21 protein-coding genes are annotated in these 21,957 nt (G+C 41.3%); 17 read left to right on the top strand and 4 right to left on the bottom strand.

The genetic code is table 11. The annotated features are described in order from the left end of the window. Window positions 1-4 precede the first annotated feature (4 nt). The 10 genes from smc (at window position 5) to B5D29_RS03830 (ending at window position 12,348) form a co-directional block, all read left to right on the top strand. Window positions 5-3,577 carry a chromosome segregation protein SMC gene (smc, locus tag B5D29_RS03875; protein WP_078768265.1) on the top strand — a complete coding sequence of 1,191 codons (3,573 nt, stop codon included), beginning with the start codon at window positions 5-7 and terminating at the stop codon, window positions 3,575-3,577. Between the two features lie 91 nt (window positions 3,578-3,668). After that, entirely contained in the window at window positions 3,669-4,670 is a 1,002-nt protein-coding gene (gene ftsY, locus B5D29_RS03870) for a signal recognition particle-docking protein FtsY (protein WP_078768264.1), read from the top strand. Then, window positions 4,670-5,293 carry an RdgB/HAM1 family non-canonical purine NTP pyrophosphatase gene (gene rdgB / locus B5D29_RS03865; RefSeq protein WP_078768263.1) on the top strand — a complete coding sequence of 208 codons (624 nt, stop codon included), beginning with the start codon at window positions 4,670-4,672 and terminating at the stop codon, window positions 5,291-5,293. The genes ftsY and rdgB overlap by 1 nt, the downstream gene beginning before the upstream one ends. Continuing rightward, on the top strand, window positions 5,290-5,742 hold the full coding sequence (locus B5D29_RS03860) for a YhbY family RNA-binding protein (protein ID WP_078768262.1): 453 nt from the start codon (window positions 5,290-5,292) through the stop codon (window positions 5,740-5,742). Before rdgB ends, B5D29_RS03860 begins: the two co-directional genes overlap by 4 nt. After that, window positions 5,739-6,326 carry a nicotinate (nicotinamide) nucleotide adenylyltransferase gene (gene nadD / locus B5D29_RS03855; protein ID WP_078768261.1) on the top strand — a complete coding sequence of 196 codons (588 nt, stop codon included), beginning with the start codon at window positions 5,739-5,741 and terminating at the stop codon, window positions 6,324-6,326. The genes B5D29_RS03860 and nadD overlap by 4 nt, the downstream gene beginning before the upstream one ends. Continuing rightward, window positions 6,319-6,903: a bis(5'-nucleosyl)-tetraphosphatase (symmetrical) YqeK gene (gene yqeK / locus B5D29_RS03850; RefSeq protein ID WP_078768260.1), complete on the top strand. Its 585-nt coding sequence runs from the start codon at window positions 6,319-6,321 to the stop codon at window positions 6,901-6,903. Before nadD ends, yqeK begins: the two co-directional genes overlap by 8 nt. 66 nt (window positions 6,904-6,969) lie before the next feature. Beyond that, on the top strand, window positions 6,970-7,335 hold the full coding sequence (rsfS, locus tag B5D29_RS03845) for a ribosome silencing factor (protein WP_078768259.1): 366 nt from the start codon (window positions 6,970-6,972) through the stop codon (window positions 7,333-7,335). A 31-nt stretch (window positions 7,336-7,366) separates the two neighbouring features. Beyond that, the gene (leuS, locus tag B5D29_RS03840) at window positions 7,367-9,775 is read left to right on the top strand and encodes a leucine--tRNA ligase (RefSeq protein ID WP_078768258.1); all 2,409 of its coding nucleotides are present in this window, start codon (window positions 7,367-7,369) and stop codon (window positions 9,773-9,775) included. 154 nt (window positions 9,776-9,929) lie between these two features. After that, entirely contained in the window at window positions 9,930-10,454 is a 525-nt protein-coding gene (locus tag B5D29_RS03835) for an RNA polymerase sigma factor (RefSeq protein WP_078768257.1), read from the top strand. Continuing rightward, a complete protein-coding gene (locus B5D29_RS03830; RefSeq protein WP_078768256.1) occupies window positions 10,441-12,348 on the top strand; it encodes a beta-propeller domain-containing protein in 1,908 nt (635 codons plus the stop codon). Before B5D29_RS03835 ends, B5D29_RS03830 begins: the two co-directional genes overlap by 14 nt. A gap of 84 nt (window positions 12,349-12,432) precedes the next feature. On the opposite strand, the gene B5D29_RS03825 is transcribed toward B5D29_RS03830, so the two are convergent. Together B5D29_RS03825 and B5D29_RS03820 are read right to left on the bottom strand one after the other, a co-directional pair. Continuing rightward, window positions 12,433-12,969: a ferritin-like domain-containing protein gene (locus B5D29_RS03825; RefSeq protein WP_078768255.1), complete on the bottom strand. Its 537-nt coding sequence runs from the start codon at window positions 12,967-12,969 to the stop codon at window positions 12,433-12,435. 26 nt (window positions 12,970-12,995) lie between these two features. After that, complete coding sequence (locus B5D29_RS03820) at window positions 12,996-13,400, bottom strand: Fur family transcriptional regulator (RefSeq protein WP_078768254.1); 405 nt, start codon at window positions 13,398-13,400, stop codon at window positions 12,996-12,998. A gap of 279 nt (window positions 13,401-13,679) precedes the next feature. Here B5D29_RS03820 and serC point away from each other — a divergent pair, with 279 nt between their 5' ends. Both serC and B5D29_RS03810 read left to right on the top strand, forming a co-directional pair. Beyond that, on the top strand, window positions 13,680-14,765 hold the full coding sequence (gene serC, locus B5D29_RS03815) for a 3-phosphoserine/phosphohydroxythreonine transaminase (protein WP_078768253.1): 1,086 nt from the start codon (window positions 13,680-13,682) through the stop codon (window positions 14,763-14,765). Window positions 14,766-14,781: 16 nt separating this feature from the next. Continuing rightward, entirely contained in the window at window positions 14,782-15,942 is a 1,161-nt protein-coding gene (locus B5D29_RS03810) for a phosphoglycerate dehydrogenase (protein WP_078768252.1), read from the top strand. A 55-nt stretch (window positions 15,943-15,997) separates the two neighbouring features. Here the strand turns inward: B5D29_RS03810 and trmB are convergent, their stop codons facing one another. Both trmB and B5D29_RS03800 read right to left on the bottom strand, forming a co-directional pair. After that, complete coding sequence (trmB, locus tag B5D29_RS03805) at window positions 15,998-16,678, bottom strand: tRNA (guanosine(46)-N7)-methyltransferase TrmB (protein WP_078768251.1); 681 nt, start codon at window positions 16,676-16,678, stop codon at window positions 15,998-16,000. A gap of 18 nt (window positions 16,679-16,696) precedes the next feature. After that, a complete protein-coding gene (locus tag B5D29_RS03800; protein WP_078768250.1) occupies window positions 16,697-17,476 on the bottom strand; it encodes a heparan-alpha-glucosaminide N-acetyltransferase in 780 nt (259 codons plus the stop codon). Between the two features lie 111 nt (window positions 17,477-17,587). On the opposite strand from B5D29_RS03800, the gene B5D29_RS03795 reads away from it, so the two are divergent. From B5D29_RS03795 to B5D29_RS03775, 5 genes are all read left to right on the top strand, one after another. Further along, window positions 17,588-18,964 carry a glycoside hydrolase family 28 protein gene (locus B5D29_RS03795; RefSeq protein ID WP_078768249.1) on the top strand — a complete coding sequence of 459 codons (1,377 nt, stop codon included), beginning with the start codon at window positions 17,588-17,590 and terminating at the stop codon, window positions 18,962-18,964. Between the two features lie 15 nt (window positions 18,965-18,979). Beyond that, entirely contained in the window at window positions 18,980-19,387 is a 408-nt protein-coding gene (locus B5D29_RS03790; protein WP_078768248.1) for a protein-export chaperone SecB, read from the top strand. Next, window positions 19,387-19,572 carry a DUF6472 family protein gene (locus B5D29_RS03785; protein ID WP_078768247.1) on the top strand — a complete coding sequence of 62 codons (186 nt, stop codon included), beginning with the start codon at window positions 19,387-19,389 and terminating at the stop codon, window positions 19,570-19,572. Before B5D29_RS03790 ends, B5D29_RS03785 begins: the two co-directional genes overlap by 1 nt. A gap of 160 nt (window positions 19,573-19,732) precedes the next feature. Further along, window positions 19,733-19,951, top strand: a complete 219-nt coding sequence (locus B5D29_RS03780; RefSeq protein ID WP_078768246.1) for a cation transporter — start codon at window positions 19,733-19,735, stop codon at window positions 19,949-19,951. Window positions 19,952-19,972: 21 nt separating this feature from the next. Continuing rightward, a complete protein-coding gene (locus B5D29_RS03775) occupies window positions 19,973-21,868 on the top strand; it encodes a heavy metal translocating P-type ATPase (RefSeq protein WP_078768245.1) in 1,896 nt (631 codons plus the stop codon). The last annotated feature ends 89 nt before the right edge of the window (window positions 21,869-21,957 follow it).

Genomic DNA, 21,957 nt, shown 5'->3' with positions numbered 1-21,957 from the left:
AGATATGTTACTACGATCACTTGAAATGCAGGGGTTCAAATCGTTCCCCGACAAAACAGAATTAAATTTCGGCAAGGGTATTACCGCTGTTGTCGGACCTAACGGTTCGGGCAAAAGTAATATTTCCGATGCGGTGAGATGGGTTCTCGGCGAAACGAGTACAAAATCGCTTCGTGGTTCAAAAATGGAAGATGTCATTTTTGGCGGAACATCAAAGCGTAAGGCTCTCGGCTTTGCACAGGTTATGCTCACGCTGGACAATTCGGACGGAACACTCAAAGACCATGACGAAATTGTCACAGTAACCCGCCGATACTATCGTTCGGGCGAAAGTGAATATAAGATTGACGGCGAAAGCGTAAGAAGAAAAGATATTCACGAGTTGTTTATGGATACGGGTCTTGGTTCGGACGGATATTCCATGGTAGGTCAGGGCAAAATCGACTCTATCATTTCTGCCAAAAATGAGGACAGACGAGAACTCTTTGAGGAAGCGGCAGGCATTTCTCGTTTCCGTCATAAGAGAAAGGATGCAGAACGCAGACTTGACCAGGCGCAGGAAAATCTTGTCAGACTTCTTGATATTTTAGGCGAACTTGAAAGCCGTGTGGGTCCTCTTAAAAAGCAGAGCGAAAAGGCGCAGAAGTTCCTTGAATACAGCGAGGAAAAAAAGACTCTTGAAATCGGCGTTTGGCTCAACAAAATCAACAGATTTACTGTTGAATTGAGAGAGCAGGAGCATAAGATTGACGCTGTTAAGGCTTCTTACGAAGTTTCTGAAAACGACCTTGCCGCTATCGAAAAAGAACTTGAAGAGGTTGCAGAAAAGGTCACTTCAATCAATTTGGCTATTGAACAAAGCAGGTTAGGCGCTTCCGGATATGAGGAAGAAGCACTCCGCAAAGACGGCGAAATCAGCGTTCTTAACGCAACTCTTGAATATAATAACGAAACTATCGAAAGGCTTACGGCTGACATCACCGATGCGGACGGCACGGGTGCAACCATTGATGAGCAGATAGAAGCGAAAAATAAAATAATCGCAGAAAATGAAAAATTAATAGCAGACAAAAAGGCGGAGCTTGAAAGCGTTGCAAACGAACTCAGCAAAGTCCAAAACGAAAATATGGAAATTTCGGACAAGACGGTTGAACTCAATCAAATGCTTACTGCTCTTACCATAAAACTTTCCGACAGCAAGGTTAAAATGTCGCAGGCGACTTCATCTATTGACGAAATCAATTCTCGCAAAGACACCATTGCATCGCAAATCGAGGCAACTCAAAAGGATATTGACTACACTCAAAGTCAGGCGGACGAGAGCAACAAAAATCTTGAGCTTTTGAAAGAGCGAATTGACGAATACGAAAACTCTCTCGGCGGTTATCAAATGAAAGTTGACGCCAAGAAGCAAAAGGCGGAGAAAATAAAGCAGGATGCCGAAAGGCTTGCACGCCAAATGGCAGAAAAGAGCGACCGTGCCCGTGTTCTTGAGGATTTGGAAAAGAATATGGAGGGCTTCTCCGGTGCTGTAAAGGCAGTGCTCAAGCAAAGCCAAAGCAAGGCACTTCCGGGTATTCACGGCACATTGTCACAGCTTATCACCGTTGATAACGAAAATTCAACCGCTATTGAAATTGCACTCGGTGCGGCAATGCAAAATGTTGTTGTGTCAACCGAAAGTGACGCAAAGCGTGCCATCAACTACTTGAAGCAGAACAATGTCGGCAGAGCAACATTTCTCCCGATTTCTGCAATCAAGCCGAGATATATGGACGAAAAAAATCTTGATGACAACTTCGGTTTTGTCGATGTTGCATCAAATCTTGTGGATTGTGATGAGCAGTACAGAGATATTGTTGAAAATCTTCTCGGCAGAGTTATGGTTGTTGAGGATATTGACTGTGCCATCGCAATTTCAAAGAGATATAAAAACAGATATAAGATTGTCACCCTTGACGGTCAAGTGATGAATCCGGGCGGTTCAATGTCCGGCGGTTCAAAGGGTAAGGGAAGCGGTGTTCTTTCCCGTGCAAATCTTATTGAAGAATTAAAGAGCGAGGCTCAAAAAATCGGCAATGAACTTAAAGAGGTTCAGGCAGAACTCAAAAAAGCGGTTGAGGATGCTAATTCTGCTGTTGCCGACCTCCAAGGTGCGGATGCGGATTTACGCAATGCAAAGGAGGAGTACATTCGTGCCGAGGGTGACGCAAAGCTTATTTCGGACAAGCTCCAATCGTTCATCAATCAGCGAGATACAATGTGCAGAGAGCAGGAAAACAGTGAGGGCAGAATTCTTCTGTTCAATCAGGCTGTTGAAAATGCAAAGCAAGAGGCTGCTGAAATTGAAAAGCAGATGGCGGATACCGAAGCCGAACTTAACAATGTTTCGACAGGTGCAAAGGAACTTTCGTCAAAGCGTGATAAAATCAGAGAAAAGACAGAACAGATTAACCTTGAACTTGTAACCTTGACCAAGGACAGCGAGGCGGCAAGACTTTCTGTTGAGGAGTTGGAACTTCGCAAGTCAACACAGTCCGACAGGGTTAAGAACATCACGGATGAAATAAACGAGATTAAAGCCAAAAACGAAAATCTCATGCTTTCTATCAATGATGTTAAGGCACAGGCTGACGAACTTCGCCAAAAGGCAAGTGAAAGCAACGATGCCGTAACGCAAAAAATCGAGGACAGAAACGAGCTTGAAAAGCGCTCCAATGAGCTTCGTGCAAAAGAAAAGGCAACCCTTACCGACAAGGAAAAATTGTCGGGTGATATTGTCAGACTTGAAGAACGCAAGGCTAATATGAAAAAAGAATATGACGAACTCGGCGATATGCTGTTTGAACAGTACGAACTTACAAAACCCGAGGCACAGGCACTCGGAATCGTAATCGATGATATGGCGGAGGCTAAAAAGCGACTTCACGAAATCAAGGTTGCAATCAGAGGACTCGGCTCAATCAATGTCGGTGCAATTGAGGAATACAAGGAAGTGTCCGAAAGATACAATTTCCTCAAGGAACAGACTGACGATATTGAGCAGAGCAAAAAGGAACTTGCAAAGATAATTGATGACCTGACCTCATCTATGAGCGAAAAGTTTATGACCCAGTTCAACAAGATTAACACCGAGTTTAAAACCTGTTTTGCCGATTTCTTCGGCGGCGGCAACGGAGAGATTATTCTTGAAGAACCGGATAATTGCCTTGAATCGGCTATTGAGATTAAAATTCAACCACCGGGCAAGTCGGTGCAAAACATCAATCTTTTCTCCGGCGGTGAAAAGTCGCTTGCGGCAATGGCGTTGCTGTTCAGCGTGCTCAAAGTTCAGCCGTCACCGTTTTGTATTTATGATGAGGTTGAGGCTGCACTTGATGATGTCAATGTTGAACGATTTGCAAAATATATGCGCCGTATGACAGACAAAACACAGTTCATTTCCATCACTCACCGTAGAGGCACAATGGAAGAAGCGGATGTTTTGTACGGCGTTACAATGCAGGAAAAGGGCGTTTCAAAACTTCTTGAACTTCAGTCGGCAGAACTTGCTCAACAAATGGGCTTGGAAGCATAGATTGAAGATAACGCATTTAAAACGCACCTTAAAATAATCTAACCGTTTTTTTAATACAAAAAAGTATCAAATTTTAGCGAGGAATTAACATATGGGTTTGTTTGATAAATTCAGAAAAGGTCTTAGAAAAACTCGTGACGAGGGTATGGTTAAGCAGATTAACGAAACTATCGAATCTCACGAAAAAATAACAGACGAGCTTTTTGACGAGCTTGAAGAGGTATTGATTATGGGCGATGTCGGCTTTCCGACAGCAGAGCGAGTAATCAGTGACTTAAAGGAAAAAATTGCTAACGATAATATTACAAGCGTTGCCCAGGTAAGAGAAACGCTCAAGGATATTGTTGCCGGTGTTGTTTGGGGCGGTAGCTATCTTGCACTTCGCACCAAGCCGTCAATCATTCTTGTAATCGGTGTAAACGGCGTTGGCAAAACCACAACAATCGGCAAACTTGCCATGAGATTGAAGTCTATGGGCAGAAGTGTTGTTTTGGGTGCAGCCGATACTTTTCGTGCAGGTGCTATCGAGCAGTTGCAGGTTTGGGCAGACAGAGCAGGCGTTCCGCTTGTAAAGCACAGTGAGGGCGCAGACCCGGCTGCCGTTGTTTATGACACAATTCAATCGGGTAAGGCTAAAAATGCGGATGTAATCATTATTGACACGGCAGGCAGACTTCACAATAAGAAAAATCTTATGGATGAGCTTAACAAAATCAGCCGTGTAATTGACAGAGAACTTCCAAACGCAAGCCGTGAAACTCTCCTTGTGCTTGATGCAACAACAGGTCAAAACGCTGTTAATCAGGCAAAAGATTTCAAGGAGGCAGCAGGCATTACGGGTATTATTCTCACAAAACTTGACGGCACGGCTCGAGGCGGTGTTGTTCTTGCAATCAACAACGAACTTGATGTTCCGGTTAAGTTTGTCGGTGTAGGCGAGCAAATTGACGATTTGCAACCGTTTGACGCAGAGGCTTTTGCATCTGCAATGTTTGATATAAAACCAACTCACGATGACGACAGCACAATCGCTGATTTCATCAACGAAAGCGTAAAGACAGAGGAAGAGCCGACAGAGGAGGATAAAAAGTAATGGATTTTATTCTTGCTACAAATAATATGAAAAAACTTGCAGAAATGCAAAGAATTCTCTCTCCGCTCGGTATAAATGTCGTAACCGCAAAAATGCTCGGAATTACTCTTCCGGAGGTCGTTGAGGACGGCGACACATTTGAGGCCAACGCAAAAATCAAGGCGGAATCGGCTTGCAAGATTACAGGATTTCCTGCCATTGCAGACGACAGCGGTCTTTGTGTTGATTACCTTGACGGTGCACCGGGTATTTATTCGGCTCGTTTTGCAAATATTGAAGTTCACAACGGTGTGAATGTTGACAACGAAAAAAATGCAGACGATGAGGAAAACAACAAGCTTCTTCTCAAAAAACTTGAGGGTGTTGAGGAAGCAAAGCGTACAGCATATTATGTTTGTGCCATTTGTTGCATTTTCCCCGACGGCAAGGAGATCACAGTAAGAGGCGAGTGCCACGGAACAATCGGCTTTGAGCGTGACGGCAACGCAGGCTTCGGTTATGACCCGCTGTTCATCATCAACGGCAAGTCGTTTGGCAAATATGAGGGAGAAGAAAAAGACAAGATTTCTCACAGAGGCAACGCATTAAGAAAGTTAACAAAGGAATTGGAGAATATTTTATGACATCAAAAGAAAGAGCGTCTTGGAGAGCAAAGGCAAATTCTCTTGAGGCTATTATACAAATCGGCAAAGAGGGCATCACCGACAATCTTATTACACAGATTGACGACACCCTTGATGTAAGAGAACTTATCAAAATCCGTGTTCACCTCGAAACTGCACCGCAAACACCAAAGGAGCTTGCACCGCAGCTTGCAGAAAGACTTGATGCCGAGGTTATTCAGGTTATCGGCGGAATTATCGTTCTTTACAGAAAAGCCGATCCCGATAAAATTCAGGCAAAGAAAAAAGCAAGAGGTCAGGGCACGGCAAAAGCAAAGGCAAAGAAAAAAGTTAAGATTAAAGGTCTTCGTCAAAGACAGAGAGAAAAGGAAGCAAAGAATCCTTATGCTGTTTATGACCGCCCTCGTTATCGCAACGACCGTGACAAAAAGCAGGGTAAGAGCCGATGAAAACAGGCATATTCGGCGGAGCGTTCAATCCGGTTCACAACGGGCATTTGGCTCTTGCCGAGCAATACAAAAAAGCACTTTCGCTTGACAGGATTATATTTATCCCGACTGCCAACCCACCACATAAATCGTCCGATGAATTAATTGACGGAAAGCACAGAATAAATATGCTCGAACTTTGTGTAGGCGAAAATGAACTTGTCAGCGATATTGAATTTATGCGTGACGGCAAAAGCTACACATATCTCACTATTTGCGAGCTGAAAGAGAAGTATCGCGATGATGAATTTTTCTTGATTGTAGGAGCGGACCAATTTTTCTATTTTGAAAAGTGGTATAAGTTTGAAGAAATACTTTCTGCTTGCACGGTTGTCACTGCGGCACGAGAAAAAAATCAGTATGATGAAATGCTGGAGTTCAAGGCGGAACATCCAAAATTAAAGGATGTTGTTGTGTCGGAATTTGATGTTATCGACATTTCGTCATCACAGATTAGGGATATGATAAAAAACGGCGAGGATGTGTCTTACTATATCCCCGAAAGCGTAAATAGATATATAAAGGAGCACAGGCTCTATGTATGATTTTGAAAAGTACGAAAAAATTATTAAAGAAAGATTGTCCGAATATCGCTATACCCACAGTATGAATGTGGCGAAGCGGGCAAGGGAACTTGCAGAGATTTATTCTCTTGATGAGGACAAGGCGTATCTTGCGGGAATTCTGCACGACATCACCAAAGAAACGGATTATGCCGAGCAGGAAAAATATATGGAAAATTTAGGCATTATCCCCACAGAACTTGAAAAAAGTAACAAATTGGTGTATCATCAAATTTCAGGGTCTTGCTATGTCAAGAGTATTCTCGGCATTGATGACGAGGAAATTTTGAATGCAATTCGTTATCACACAACGGGTCACGCAGAAATGACAGATTTTGAAATGGTGATTTATCTTGCCGATTTGACAAGTGCGGAGCGTAGCTATCCGGATGTTGAAAGTGTGAGAAAACTTGCAGATAATTCGCTTACAGATGCAATGCTTTGTGCCACTCGGTTTACGATAACCGATTTGGCAAACAAAAACAAACTGATTCATCCCGACACTCTTTATTGCTACAATTGGGTGCTCCAAAAGGCAATAATCAAACAGGCAGATTAAATAAAAATAACAGCAGGGCAAAGCCTTGCCTAAACAATATATAATGTTTATAATAAAGGAATGACTATGGACAAGGAAAATTATTTGGAAATTGCACAGATAGCCGTAAAGGCAATCGACAGCAAGCGTGGTGACGATATTGAAGTTATAAAGGTATCGGATATTACCGTTCTTACCGATTATTTTGTTATCGCAACAGCAAATTCAAACACACAGCTCAAGGCCATTGCCGATGAGGTTGAATATAAATTGTCAGAGGCAGGTTATGAGCCTCATCACATTGAGGGCGAACGCAGTGAGTGGGTTTGCCTTGACTATGCAGGCTGTGTAATTCACATTCTTCTCAAGCAACAGCGTGGATTTTATCAAATTGAGCGTCTTTGGGAGGACGGCGAAAAAATCAATATTGACGATATTATTGTCAAAGAATAACAGTAAATAATTTCTATGGAGGACTGACATAATGGAATATAATTTTAAACAAATAGAATCAAAGTGGCAAAATGTTTGGTACACCCAAAACACATTTGCCGCAAAGCAGGATTTCTCCTTGCCAAAATATTATTGCTTGGTAGAATTCCCTTATCCAAGCGGACAGGGCTTGCATGTTGGACACCCTCGTTCATACACGGCTCTTGATATTGTTGCTCGTAAAAAAAGACTTGAGGGCTACAATGTTCTTTATCCAATGGGTTGGGACGCTTTCGGACTTCCTACCGAAAACTTTGCCATCAAAAATCACATTCATCCGGCAGAGGTAACAAAGAACAATGTTGCTCACTTCAAACAGCAACTTCAATCTCTCGGTTTCTCATTTGACTGGACAAGAGAAATCAACACCACAGACCCGTCTTACTACAAGTGGACACAGTGGATTTTCCTCCAGCTCTTCAAAAAAGGCTTGGCATACAAAAAGGAAATGGCTGTAAACTGGTGCACATCTTGTAAGTGCGTTCTTGCAAACGAAGAAGTTGTAAACGGTGTTTGCGAGCGTTGCGGAAGTGAAGTTATCCGTAAGAAACAAAGCCAGTGGATGCTCAAAATTACAGAATATGCAGACCGTCTTGTAAAAGACCTTGATGATGTTGATTTCATCGACAGAGTAAAAACACAGCAACGCAACTGGATTGGTCGTTCAACAGGTGCAGAGGTTGATTTCGGCACAACTCTCGGCGACACTCTCACTGTATATACTACTCGTCCCGATACCCTTTTCGGTGCGACATATATGGTTATTTCACCTGAACATCCTTATATCGAAAAGTGGGCAGACAAGCTCACTAATCTTGACGAAGTTCGTAAGTATCAGGATGAGGCTGCTCACAAGTCTGATTTTGAAAGAACAGAACTTAACAAGGACAAGACAGGTGTCAGACTTCAGGGCGTTATGGGTATCAACCCTGTAAACAACAAAGAAATTCCTATCTTCATTTCTGACTATGTTCTCGTTTCTTACGGTACAGGTGCAATTATGGCTGTACCTGCTCACGACACTCGTGACTGGGAATTTGCAAAGAAGTTCGATCTTCCTATCATTGAAGTTGTTGCCGGTTCAAAGGTCGGTGTTGAAAACGAAGCGTTCACCGATTGCGCAACAGGTGTTATGACAAATTCCGACTTCCTCACAGGTATGTCTGTTGAAGAAGCTAAAAAAGCTATTACCGAATGGCTCACAAAAGAGGGCAAGGGTCACCAAAAGGTTAACTTCAAACTCCGTGACTGGGTATTTTCTCGTCAAAGATATTGGGGCGAGCCGATTCCTATCGTTAAGTGCGAAAAGTGCGGTTATGTGCCTCTTGATGAAAGCCAACTTCCTCTCACACTTCCAAATGTTGAATCATATGAGCCAACCGATACAGGCGAATCACCGCTTGCAAAGATGACTGATTGGGTAAACACAACTTGTCCTTGTTGCGGCGGTCCGGCAAAGAGAGAAACCGACACAATGCCACAGTGGGCAGGCTCATCATGGTACTTCCTCAGATATTGCGACCCACACAATGACAAGGAACTTATTTCTAAAGAAGCTGCCGAATATTGGACTCCTGTTGATTGGTACAACGGTGGTATGGAGCATACAACTCTCCACCTCCTCTATTCAAGATTCTGGCACAAGTTCCTTTACGACATCGGTGTTGTTCCTACTTCCGAACCGTATCAAAAGAGAACTTCTCACGGTATGATTTTGGGTGAGAACGGCGAAAAGATGTCAAAGTCAAGAGGAAATGTTGTTAACCCTGATGAAATCGTTGACACCTACGGTGCAGACACAATGCGTCTTTATGAGATGTTCATCGGTGACTTTGAAAAGGCTGCTCCTTGGAACTCTGATTCTATCAAGGGCTGTAAGAGATTTATTGAAAAGTACTGGAACCTTCAGGAAAAGGTTGTTGACGGCGACGAGTACACTCCTCAAATGGAAGCTCTTATGCACAAAACAATCAAGAAGGTTACTTATGATATTGACAACCTCAAGGCTAACACAGCTATTGCGGCTATGATGACTTTGGTTAACGAGCTTTCTGCAAAGGGTTGTAATAAGGAAGAGCTCAAAACTCTTACAATTTTACTTAATCCGTTTGCACCTCATGTTACAGAGGAAATGTGGGATGTAATGAACTTCGGCGGAATGGTTAATCAAGCTAAGTGGCCGGAGTATGATGAAGAAAAAACAAAGGAAAACGATGTTGAAATCGTTATTCAGATTATGGGCAAGGTTCGTGCAAAGATAACTGTGCCTGTTGATATGACAAAGGATGATGTTTTGGCAACAGCAAAGGCTGAACCAAAAATTGCAGAACTCCTTGACGGCAAGGAAATTAAAAAGGAAGTTTATGTTCCGGGAAAACTTGTTAATTTCGTTGCACTTTAATTAAAAAACAGCTTCCTCTTGTCGTTGACGGAGGAGGAAAAACAGGGTGTTATGGAAGCTTTTAAAAATTTTTGAAATTTTTTCAATTTTATTGCAACACTTTTGAAGTTTTTTTGTACTATTATTATGAGAGAGATCTCAAAGAGGTGAATTTATGGCGGATCTTAACTTGGTAGTTAGATCTCGACAGGGTGACAGGGAGGCTTTTTCACAGCTGTACCTTGAATATAAAGACTCTCTTTACCGCTATGCGTGGTATAAGATCGGCGACCCTGATTATGCTATGGATGCCGTGTCCGACACTATGTTGGCAGCTCTCGAACAAATCGGAAAGCTAAAAAATCCAAAAGCGTTTTCTACATATTTGTTTCGTATTCACGCTGCCAGTTGTTCTCACTATGTGAAGGATGTCATCAAAGCAAAGGAAAGTGAAGATCTGTCCGAAGTCGAAAGCGGTCTTTCGGCGAATGACGGTGACTTTAAAGCACTTGAATTGCGAGAAGCGTTAGCCATACTGAATGATGTCGAAAAAGACATAGTTCTTCTTTCAGTATCAGGTTTTAACAGCAAGGAAATTGCCAAAGTCACCGGATATACCTCTGGAGCAACAAGGTCAAAGCTGTCAAGAGCATTGGCCAAAATGCGTGATTTCTTGGAGGGTAAGTATGAAAAACAATGATTTTGACTTCATCAAAGCCAAGTTTGATGAAGCACGGGTTGAAGTGCCCGATGAGCTCGACAAAAGAGTGCAATCAAAATTGAATAATGTACGCCCTGTGAAGATACAATTCAGACAATCAACTGCGTTCAAGGCAGGAATGAGTATAGCGGCGTGCATCGCCGTTTTTGTTATGGTTATCACAACCGTAAATGTTTCGGATATTGATTATAGAATCAGATCAGATGAGGCAACAACCTCGGCAAGCTCACTTGAAAAATTTGATAGCTACGATAAGGTAGAAAAATATATCAAAAAGAGCCAAAAAAAAGAAAAGAAAAGAAACGGCTATAATTCTGTGGCAAAAGGGGAACCGTCTCCCGAATTGATTCAGTATATGGAATCGGCGGATTCAACATCATCAAAGCCGAATTCCGAAAGCGCTGAAACCTATGTTCAGGAAAAAGGCGTTGACGAAGCCGATATTATCAAGACAAGCGGTAACGACATTTATTACATCAATCGTTCATTTGACGAGAAAGCGGGTGTTGACACTCGCAAAGTCAATGTGATTGAAACTAAAAATGGCAAATCATCTGTTGCAAACACCATTGATTTTAATGATACAGACAGCATTATTGAGGATATGTTTGTGTCTGATGAAAAACTTGTTGTAAATTGCACCAGTTTTTCAAGTCCAACGGTGAACACAAAGGGTGCAGCTTATCACAATGCAACCAAGGCAATAGTTTATGATATAAGCGATAAAGAAAATCCTACCGAGATTAATTCATTTGAACAATCGGGGGCTTATATTTCATCAAGGCTTGTGGGCGATGTGTTTTACATTGTGTCAAGCTATGACATTAGTTCGGCATCAACGGTTAAAGATTATATTCCGTCAACCTGTACGGGCAACGATGAAGCAGACAAGCTGAATGCAAATGATATTTATTATGCTAAAAACGGAGTCGGCACAAACTATATTGTTGTGACTGCTCTTGATGTAAACACTTGCGAAACTATCGGCACAACAAAGGCTGTGCTCGGTTGCGGAGAGGATGTTTACAGCAATAAAGATTATCTCTATGTTTATGGCTACGACCTTAATGACAAAGAACCTAACACCACAATTGCAAAGATTTCGCTCAAAGACGGAGTTAAGTTCTGCGATTATGTAAAAATTAAGGGCACTGTAAACAATCAGTATTCCTTTGCCGAAAAGGACAATCATCTTTGTGTGTTCACAACTCAAATGATTAAAGGCAAGGAAAACAATTATCTTTATGTTTTTGATTCAAACTTAAAACAGATTTATAAGTCAGAGGCTTTTGCAAGCGGTGAGAGCATAAAAGCGGTGAAATATGTTGATAATTATGCGTATGTAATCACATATGAAAACACTGACCCGCTGTTTATTATCAATCTTTCAAATGTGAAAAAACCGAAATTTATGGGCAATGTTGAAGTTGACGGCTTTTCGTCTATGCTTGTAAATGTTGGCGGTGATCAACTTCTCGGAGTTGGATATAACACATATTTTGATGATGATAATACCGAACGAACAGACGGACTGAAGTTTGTTTTGTTTGATGTTTCTGACCCGCTTGAACCAAAGGTGCTTGACGAAAGAGTTTATCGCACGGTTTCAAGTGAGGCACAGTATAATCCAAAAGCTCTTGTTGAAAACAAAGAAAAGGGATATTATGCTGTTCCTGTTGTAAATGACAAAAACACTCAAAAGGGTGCAATTGTTGTATCTGTAAAGGACGGCAAGATTGTAGAAAAAGAAAACTACACTTCAAAACTCAAAAAAAGCTCGTATGGCGGAATGAATACAAGAGTTACTTATGTAGGTGATTATTATTATCTGCTTGATAACGAACTTGATGTTTCGTCATTCAAATTAAAATAAAATTAAAAGCGGATTGCGTTCAACTTCATTGAAGTCTAAATCGCAGTCCGCTTTATTTTTGCTTTAGTTAATTTGGGTTATTAATTAGCCGAAATATCTCTTGAGAAGTCCCTCAAATGCCTTGCCGTGGCGAGCTTCGTCACGAGCCATCTCGTGAACTGTGTCGTGGATTGCATCAAGGTTTGCTTTCTTTGCAAGGAGAGCAAGTTGAGTCTTGCCTTCTGTTGCGCCTCTTTCAGCAGCAACTCTCATTTCAAGGTTCTTCTTTGTTGAATCAGTTACAACTTCGCCGAGCATTTCTGCAAACTTTGCAGCGTGCTCTGCCTCTTCATAAGCTGCCTTTTCCCAATAAAGACCGATTTCAGGATAACCTTCACGGTGTGCAACTCTTGCCATTGCAAGGTACATACCAACTTCTGAACATTCACCGTTGAAGTTGTCACGAAGACCCTTTACGATTTCTTCATCAACACCGTCAATGATGCCAACCTTGTGTTCTGCTGCCCATTCGTTGCTTGCACCTTCTTCTCTAACAGCCATTTTAGCACCGCAGAGAGGGCATACATCGATTGGTTCGTCACTTTCGTAGCCACATACAGGGCAATAATACTTCTTGTTCATTTCAAATACTCCTTTATGTTAAAAAATTATTTTTGTTTGCATTTCGGGCAAAAGCCACTGAAATACATATCTTTTGTTTTCGTTTCAAAATCATCAATGCCTGTACACTTGATGTCATCAATCAAAAAGTCAAAAATTTTGTTGCATCCGTTGCACCTGAAGTGACCGTGCAGTTTGGTGTCTGCATCGTATCGGATGCGTTCATTGTCAATCTTGATTGCCAATATCAATCCTTCTTTTTCAAGTGACTTCAACACATTGTATATCGTAGTTCTTGAAGTGTTGGGATTTTCCTTTAGCATAAATTGATATACTTCTTCAACATCGGGGTGAGTTGGATGTTCACTCAAATATTTGTATATCGCAATACGCTGTGGGGTGGCTCTGTAAGAATGACTCCTGAACATCTTTTGAATTTGAGTTTCAGTCATTTCTGTCACCTACATTGTAATGATTACAATCTAACTATACTCAACTTTCACTCGTTTGTCAATACTTTTTTTGAAAAGTATTTCAAAATTTGCGACAGATTTTAATATTGTTATGAAATTTAAATGATATTGACAAAAATATCACAAAGTCTTGTCAATTGTGACAAAGTTTACTAATAAACATTGACAAAAAAATTAACATCTATATAATGTAATATAGGCGATGCAATAAAAGCAGTAACCATTTTTAAACTTTTATATTTAGAGAGGTAAAGAAATATGTCAAGAGTATATAACTTCAGTGCCGGACCTTCAACTCTTCCGGAAAGTGTTTTGCAAAAAGCAGGCGCAGAGATTATGGATTATCATGGTAGTGGTCAATCTGTTATGGAAATGAGCCACCGTTCAAAATGGTTTGACGATATTATTAAAGAAGCAGAAAAGCTTATGAGAGAACTTTACAAAGTTCCGGACAACTACAAGGTATTGTTTTTGCAAGGCGGTGCTTCAGCACAGTTTTCTGCCATTCCGCTTAATTTTATGAACGGTTCGGGCAAGGCAGATTACATTATCACAGGTCAATGGGCTAAAAAGGCTTTTCAGGAGGCTCAAAAGTACGGTGATGTTGTTGCCGCCGCTTCTTCAGCCGATAAGACTTTTACATATATTCCAAAGACAAAGCCTGAAGATTTCAGAGATGATGCAGACTATGTATATATTTGTATGAACAATACAATTTATGGTACAGTTTATAAGGAATTGCCTCCGGTTGGCGACAAGGTACTTATTGCCGATGTTTCGTCATGTGCTCTTTCCGAGCCTCTTGACATCAGCAAATTCGGCGTTGTATACTTCGGTGCTCAAAAGAATGTTGCTCCTGCCGGTTTGGTTGTTGTTATCGTTCGTGAGGATTTGCTCGGCAACGCAAGAGATATTTGCCCTGTTATGATGAACTACAAAATTCAGGCAGATGCAGATTCACTTTACAACACTCCTCCATGCTGGACAATTTACATCTGCAAGCTTGTACTTGATTGGATTAAGGAAGAATTCGGCTCACTTGAAGCAATGAAAGCTCATAACGAAAAGAAAGCCGCTATTCTCTACAACTTCCTTGACAATTCAAAGATGTTCCATGGTACGGTTGTTCCTGAGGACAGAAGCCTTATGAATGTTCCGTTTGTAACCGACAGCGAAGAGCTTAACGCTAAGTTTATCAAGGAAGCAACAGAAGCAGGCTTTGTAAACCTTAAAGGCCACAGAACCGTTGGCGGTATGAGAGCTTCTATCTACAATGCAATGCCGATTGAAGGTGTAGAAAAGCTTGTAGAATTTATGGCTGAATTTGAAAAAGAAAATATGTAATTGAGGTATATATAATATGTATAATATTAAATTGTTAAATAAGATTTCAAATGTCGGTCTTGCAAAGTTTGACACAAAGGAATTTGCATATTCCGATGATATGGAAAATCCGGATGCAATTATGGTGCGTTCGGCATCAATGCACGATATGGAAATGCCTGAATCACTCCTTGCAATTGCAAGAGCCGGTGCAGGTACAAACAACATTCCTGTTGCAGATTGTGCAAACAAGGGCATTGTTGTTTTCAACACTCCGGGTGCAAACGCAAACGCAGTTAAGGAACTTGTTGTTTTGGGTATGCTTTTGTCATCAAGAAAGGTAACAAAGGCTATTGATTGGTGCAAAACAATCAAGGATGAAGGCGACAATGTAGGCAAAACCGTAGAAAAGGGTAAGTCTGCATTTGCTGGTCCCGAACTCAAGGGCAAAACTCTCGGCGTTATCGGACTTGGTGCTATCGGCAGACTTGTTGCCGAGGTTGCGGTTGACCTTGGTATGGATGTAATCGGTTACGATCCGTATTTGCCTGAGGACGCAGTCCTTAAAAAGGGAATTACTGTTAATAATAATTTGGACGAGATTTTTCCTGTTGCCGATTATATCACGGTTCATGTTCCGCTTACACCGGACACAAAGCATATGATTAACCGTGAGTCAATCGAAAAGATGAAAGACACCGTTCGTATTATGAACTTTGCCCGTGGCGACCTTGCAGACAGCGACGCTGTTATCGAGGCTCTTGACGAGGGCAAAATGGCTTGCTATGTAACCGACTTTCCGGATGCAAAGCTTATCGGTGTTGATGGAGTAATTGCCATTCCTCACCTTGGTGCTTCAACTCCTGAAAGTGAAGAAAACTGCGCTGCTATGGGTGCGCAGGAACTTATTGATTACCTTGTTGACGGCAATATCAAGAATTCTGTTAATATGCCACCTGTATTTATGCCGAGAACCGGTGTTGCTCGTGTAACAATCATTCACAAAAATCAGCCAAATATGATTGCAACAATTACAGACACATTCTCAAAGGACGGTGTTAACATCGCATCATTTGAGGACAAGAGCAGAGGCGACATTGCTTACTCAATCATTGAGTGCGACAGTGATGTAACAGACGCTGCTGCAAAGGAAATTGAGGCTATTGACGGTGTTATCCGTGTTCGTGTAATCAAATAATTTTGAAAAATAATAATGACCATTGATTAGTAAAAACTTCTCAATGGTCATTTTTTTAGTTGTCTTTTTTCAATCTTGCCTCAACTCTGTAAATAGGGAAGCCTTGTGAAGAAAATCTTGCTTCGTATTCGGTAACGATGTTTCCCTCAAAGTCGCTGTTGTGCAAGTCCAAGCTGATGTTTGAAAGTTCAAATCCGTTTTTGCTGAAACTTTCAAGCGAAAATTCAAAGAAGTGCATATTGTCTGTTTTTTGGAAAATCGCTGCATCATCGGTCATAAGCTCTTTGTAGATGCCCAAAAATCTGTCTGCCGTCAGCCTGTGGCAAGCATGGCTCTTCTTTGGATATGGACAAGAGAAGTTCAGGAATATTAATCCGATGCTGTGTACCGGCAAATATGACGGCAGATATTCGGCTGCGCAGTCCAAAAATTTGATGTTTGTCAAGTTCTCTGCCTTTGCTTTTTCACAAGCGGTGCAGATTACATCTCTTACCTTTTCAACGCAAATGAGGTTGATGTCGGGATTTTGCTTTGCATATGTCACACCGAATGTGCCCATACCACAGCCTACTTCAAGATATACAGGGTTGTCGTTGCCAAAAAGTTCTTTCAAGTCAAGTAAATGCTTTTCGTTTTCAACATCGTTGAAGTTCAAACTGTCGTTTCTCAATGTGATTAGGTAATTGCTAACCTTTTCAAGTCTTTCGTCAAGGTTCTTTTTATGTCGCATTCTCATAGTTTTACCGTTCCTTAATTATCGTAATTTTAATTTGTAATAGATTTCAACACCTTTTAAAAAGGCATATAATACAGCGTACAAAACTGCCTGATGTCCAAGATAGAACCACAGGCTGTTTCGTCCCACAAAGGCAAGTGCCTTTGAATGTTTTTTGTATGTCCAACTCGGGAACTTTCCGTCTTTGGCATATTCGCCTAAAAATGCTCCAATCAAAAACATAAACAGCCATGGGAAAAGTGCAAAGTAGTCCGCACTTTCAAAACTGTTGTTGAATATTCCGAGTGGCATAAGTGCGTTTGTTGACGGTGTCGGCAATTTTATTAAACCGAATAAAAGACTGCCGGAACTTATTCTGTATGTTGCAGAAAACAGCACGGCACAGATGAGCACCCCTATTCGTGCATCGATTTTTTCTATCAACGGCATTGCCAATCCCGTGATAATCATACAAGCACCCAAGCAATGAAGTATGCCGAAATATATTTTTGCTCCGTCAATGCCCATCAATCTTGGCATAATAATAACCGTTACAAAGGTGATGACTAAACCGGCACCGAATACGATTAATCCTCGCTTGACTGCGTTTCGTGACAGTCGTGAGCATATGCCCGATATGATGATAAATATTGCCCAAAAAATCGGCTGAACGGTGCACAGCTCGTTGAATATTTTGTATCCCCAATCAAGCTGAAGTATGTCGCCGACATCCAAAAAGAAGTGGTGCACAATCATTGCCAAGATTGCAAAGCCCCTCAATTCGTCAAGCAATTCTATTCTTTTTTTCTTTGCTTCCATATTTCACTCCGTTTGATTATTAAGTATATAATATATCATTTAAAAAATATTGTAAATATAAATTTTATATGTTATTATAACATTGTATATTACAACTTGAGGTACAGGTTAATGAAAATATATAATGTATTGCAATACGGCGCAAAGGGTGACGGCAAAACAAACGATGCTTTTGCCATTCAGCACGCTATTGATGATTGCACAAAAAACGGAGGCGGACAGGTTGTTTTGCCATCGGGCAGAGTTTATTACAGCGACTCAATCAAGCTCAAGGCAAATGTTGACTTGCATATCCAAAAAGGTGCAAGACTAAAGGCTACAAGCAACATTGATGGATATATCCGCCCAAATAAATTGATAAACGACCCCAAAACCGCGCTTATCGGCAACCCTGTGACAGGCAAGCCGAGTTTTGTGTTCATTTATGCTTACGAAGCGGATAATTGCACAATCAGCGGAGAGGGAACTATTGATGCAAACGGCCACGCATTTGTTCAGCGAAAGGACAGATACTATGTGACGGGGGACTTTTATCCTCGTCCAACCGTTATGTATGTTGAAAAAAGCAATCATATCACATTCAAGGAATTCACGGTTATTGACGCTCCATTTTGGACTCTTCATCCGGCAGGCTGTGATGATGTGTTGATTGATAGAATTCGTATTCTCAACGATTTGGATGTTGCAAATTCTGACGGTATCGACCCTGACCATTGCAGCAATGTAAGAATTTTGGGTTGCCATGTAACCTGTGCGGATGATTGCATTTGCCTCAAGGCAAGCAAAGGCAATGCAGAATACGGTCCGTGCGAAAATATTATTATTGACGGTTGCACTCTTGTTTCAACCTCTGCCGCAATCAAAATCGGTACAGAAGGTGTCGGTGATTTCAGAAATGTTATTGTTTCAAACTGTATTATCTCACGCTCAAACAGAGGTCTTTCAATCCAAATTCGTGACGGCGGTTGTGTTGAAAATGTTTCGTATTCAAATATTATTATCGAAACACGCAGATTTTGTCCTGATTGGTGGGGCACGGCAGAGCCTGTTGTAATCACCACCTTTAATCGTGATGAAAACACAAAGAGCGGTTCAATCAAAAATATTAGATTTTTCAATGTCACCGCAAAGGGCGAAAACGGCGTTCTTATCCACGGAAATGCCGAAAACATCATTGAAGATGTCACATTTGAAAATTGCAAAATCACCCTCACTAAAACATCAAAATGGGATTGCGGAATGTATGATTTGCGTCCTTGCCTTGATTGGGGAGTTGAAAAATACGACAATTCCGCATTTTTCATCAGATATGCCAAAAATGTGCTTATTGAAAAAACACAAACAATGTGGGGCAATCTTTGCGACAGCTACAAGCACGCAATAGATGCCGAAAATGTAGAAAATCTTGAGCTTGTCAGATTTGACGGCAAGGCGGTTTCTCCGCTTGTTGACGATATAAAACTCAATAATGTAAAAATAGTAAAATAATCGGAGGTATATATTATGATAGAAATGAAAGGTTATAAGATTAATTCTCTTGAATTTGAAAACAAGGTTGAAAACGGAACTCAGTTGAAGCTCCAAAACCATGTTAAATACAATGTGAATTATATTGATTCGGAAAACAGATGTATCAGCAATCTTCACTTCAGAGTTGAGGATGCGGATATGCAACCGTTCGAGATTAATATCGAGATGGAAGCAGTGTTTACATTTGAAGATTCAGATGAAAAGCCGGACATCCATGTTGAGTCATTTGACCAGATTTTCCCATTTGTTCGCCAAATTATCAATAATACAACATCAATGGCAGGTATGCCGGGCCTTTTGATTCCTATGATGAAGCTCAATAGGGACACTGTTGCTGTTGGCAAGCCTGAAAATAACGATGACGGAGAAATGCTTAACTAATGGCTGATTTGTGTGATACTTGTTGGTACAATGTTTATGACGAGGAAGCCGATACAAATATGTGCGACCTCCAGCTTGACCAAGACGAATACGGCGAGCTTCTCATTCGTGAGCGTCAGGGCAAGCCGTGTAAATATTACCGCAAAGATGTCGGAGAATATGGCATTGTAAGAAAACAGAATTGAAAAATTATCCTCTTTGTTTGTGATTTGAACAGAGAGGATTTTTGCTTTTATTTTTGTGTTTCCTATTGACATTGACATATAATATGGTATAATACAGTTGAACATATGAATAGTTGTTCATATGTTGAATGATTAAATTTAAGAAATTGAGGGTATAACAATGAAAAAAACATACAAGATTGATGTGGATTGTGCAAACTGTGCCAACAAAATGGAGGACGCAGCAAACAAGGTTGAAGGTATTGCAACTGCAACCGTAAATTTTATGCTCCTCAAAATGATTGTTGAATTTGAAGAGGGCGCAGACGAAAAGAAAACCATGAAGCAGGTTCTCAAGGCTTGCAGAAGGGTTGAAGATGATTGCGATATTTTCTTCTAAATCAAGTTAGGAAGTGACTTTATGAGCAGAAAACAAAAAAATATGCTTGTGCGTATTATTGTGACGGCTGTGCTGTTTGCAGGTTTGTTTGTGTTCGAAAAATTTGTTCCGATAACAAGCAGAATTCTGCGTCTTGCCGTTTATATGGTGCCGTATCTTGTGATTTCTTATGACATTCTCAAAAAAGCATTTAAGGGAATAATTAAGGGTCAGGTGTTTGATGAAAACTTCCTTATGGCTGTTGCGTCTGTCGGTGCCGTTGCAATAGCGGTGTATGAAAACGGCTCGTATAACGAAGCTGTTGCCGTTATGCTTTTTTATCAAATCGGCGAGTTGTTCCAAAGTTATGCTGTCGGCAAAAGCAGGCGTAGTATATCCGAACTTATGGACATTCGTCCGGATTATGCAAATATCGAGGTTGACGGCAAAATCGAACAGGTTGACCCTGATGAGGTTGAGGTTGGTTCAATCATTGTTGTGTCGGCAGGTGAAAAAATTCCTATTGACGGCGTGATTGTTGAAGGCTCAACAACTCTTGACACTTCTTCTCTCACCGGCGAGAGCGTGCCGAGAAATGCAAAAGAAAATGACGAGGTCATCAGCGGTTGTATCAACCTTACGGGTACTGTAAGAATTCGCACAACAAAGCCGTTTGGCGAGTCAACCGTGTCAAAAATTCTTGATCTTGTTGAAAATTCGTCATCAAAAAAATCAAAGAGCGAACAGTTTATTTCAAAGTTCGCAAGGATTTACACTCCGGCGGTTTGCGGCGGTGCACTTGCACTTGCGTTGATTCCGCCTGTTGTCAGCCTGATTATCGGCAAAGAGGCAATGTGGCTCACTTGGATTTATCGTGCGTTGACATTCCTTGTAATCAGCTGTCCGTGTGCACTTGTTATTTCTATTCCGCTTTCATTCTTTGCAGGCATCGGCGGTGCTTCAAAGGAGGGAGTGCTTGTAAAAGGTTCAAACTATCTTGAAACACTTTCAAAAACAAAAATCGTTGTGTTTGACAAAACGGGCACAATGACAAAGGGCAAATTTGAAGTGACGGAAATTGCGCCGATTGGCATTGACAGGGATGAGCTTATCCGATTGACAGCGTATGCAGAGAGCTATTCATCCCACCCAATCAGCAGGTCAATCAAGGATGCTTACGGCAAAGAAATTGACGCTTCAAAAATTTCTGATGTAAACGAAATCAGCGGTAACGGTGTCCTTGCGGTAGTGGACGGCAAAAAGGTTGCGGCAGGCAACAGCAAACTTATGGATAAATTAGGTGTGGAACACACCGTTTGTGACAAGGTCGGAACAGTTGTTTATGTTGCTGTTGACGGCAAATATTGCGGATATATTCTCATTTCCGATGCACTCAAGCCGACTTCGGTTTCTGCTGTAAAGGCTATGAAAGACTGCGGAGTCAGAAAAACCGTTATGCTCACAGGTGATTCAAAGAAGGTTGCCGATGCAGTTGCAAAAGAACTCGGTGCAGACGAGGTATACAGCGAACTTCTTCCTGCCGACAAGGTTAGTCAGGTTGAGCGACTTCTTGCAGATAAAAGCGAAAAGGAAAAACTTGCCTTTGTCGGCGACGGCATCAACGATGCGCCTGTTTTGTCGAGGGCGGATATAGGCATTGCAATGGGTGCACTCGGTTCGGACGCTGCCATTGAGGCTGCCGATATTGTTCTTATGGATGATGACCCGATGAAGATTTCAAAGGCTATCAAGATTTCATCAAAGTGCCTTAGAATTGTAAACGAAAATATTTATTTTGCACTTGGCGTCAAAGCATTGTGCCTGATTCTCGGTGCAGTCGGAATTGCAAATATGTGGGTTGCCATTTTCGCCGATGTAGGTGTAATGGTTATTGCAGTGCTGAATGCTATCAGAGCACTTTCGGTAAAGAAACTTTAATACAAAATTAAGGATGTGTTTAGTTAACACATCCTTAATTTTTTTAAAAAAGTCTTGAATGAAACGGGTTTTGGGGTTATCATATAAAT

This window comes from Eubacterium coprostanoligenes, from assembly GCF_900167205.1.
GTDB lineage: Bacteria > Bacillota > Clostridia > Oscillospirales > Acutalibacteraceae > Eubacterium_R > Eubacterium_R coprostanoligenes.
This window is presented reverse-complemented; position numbering and strand designations above follow the sequence as displayed.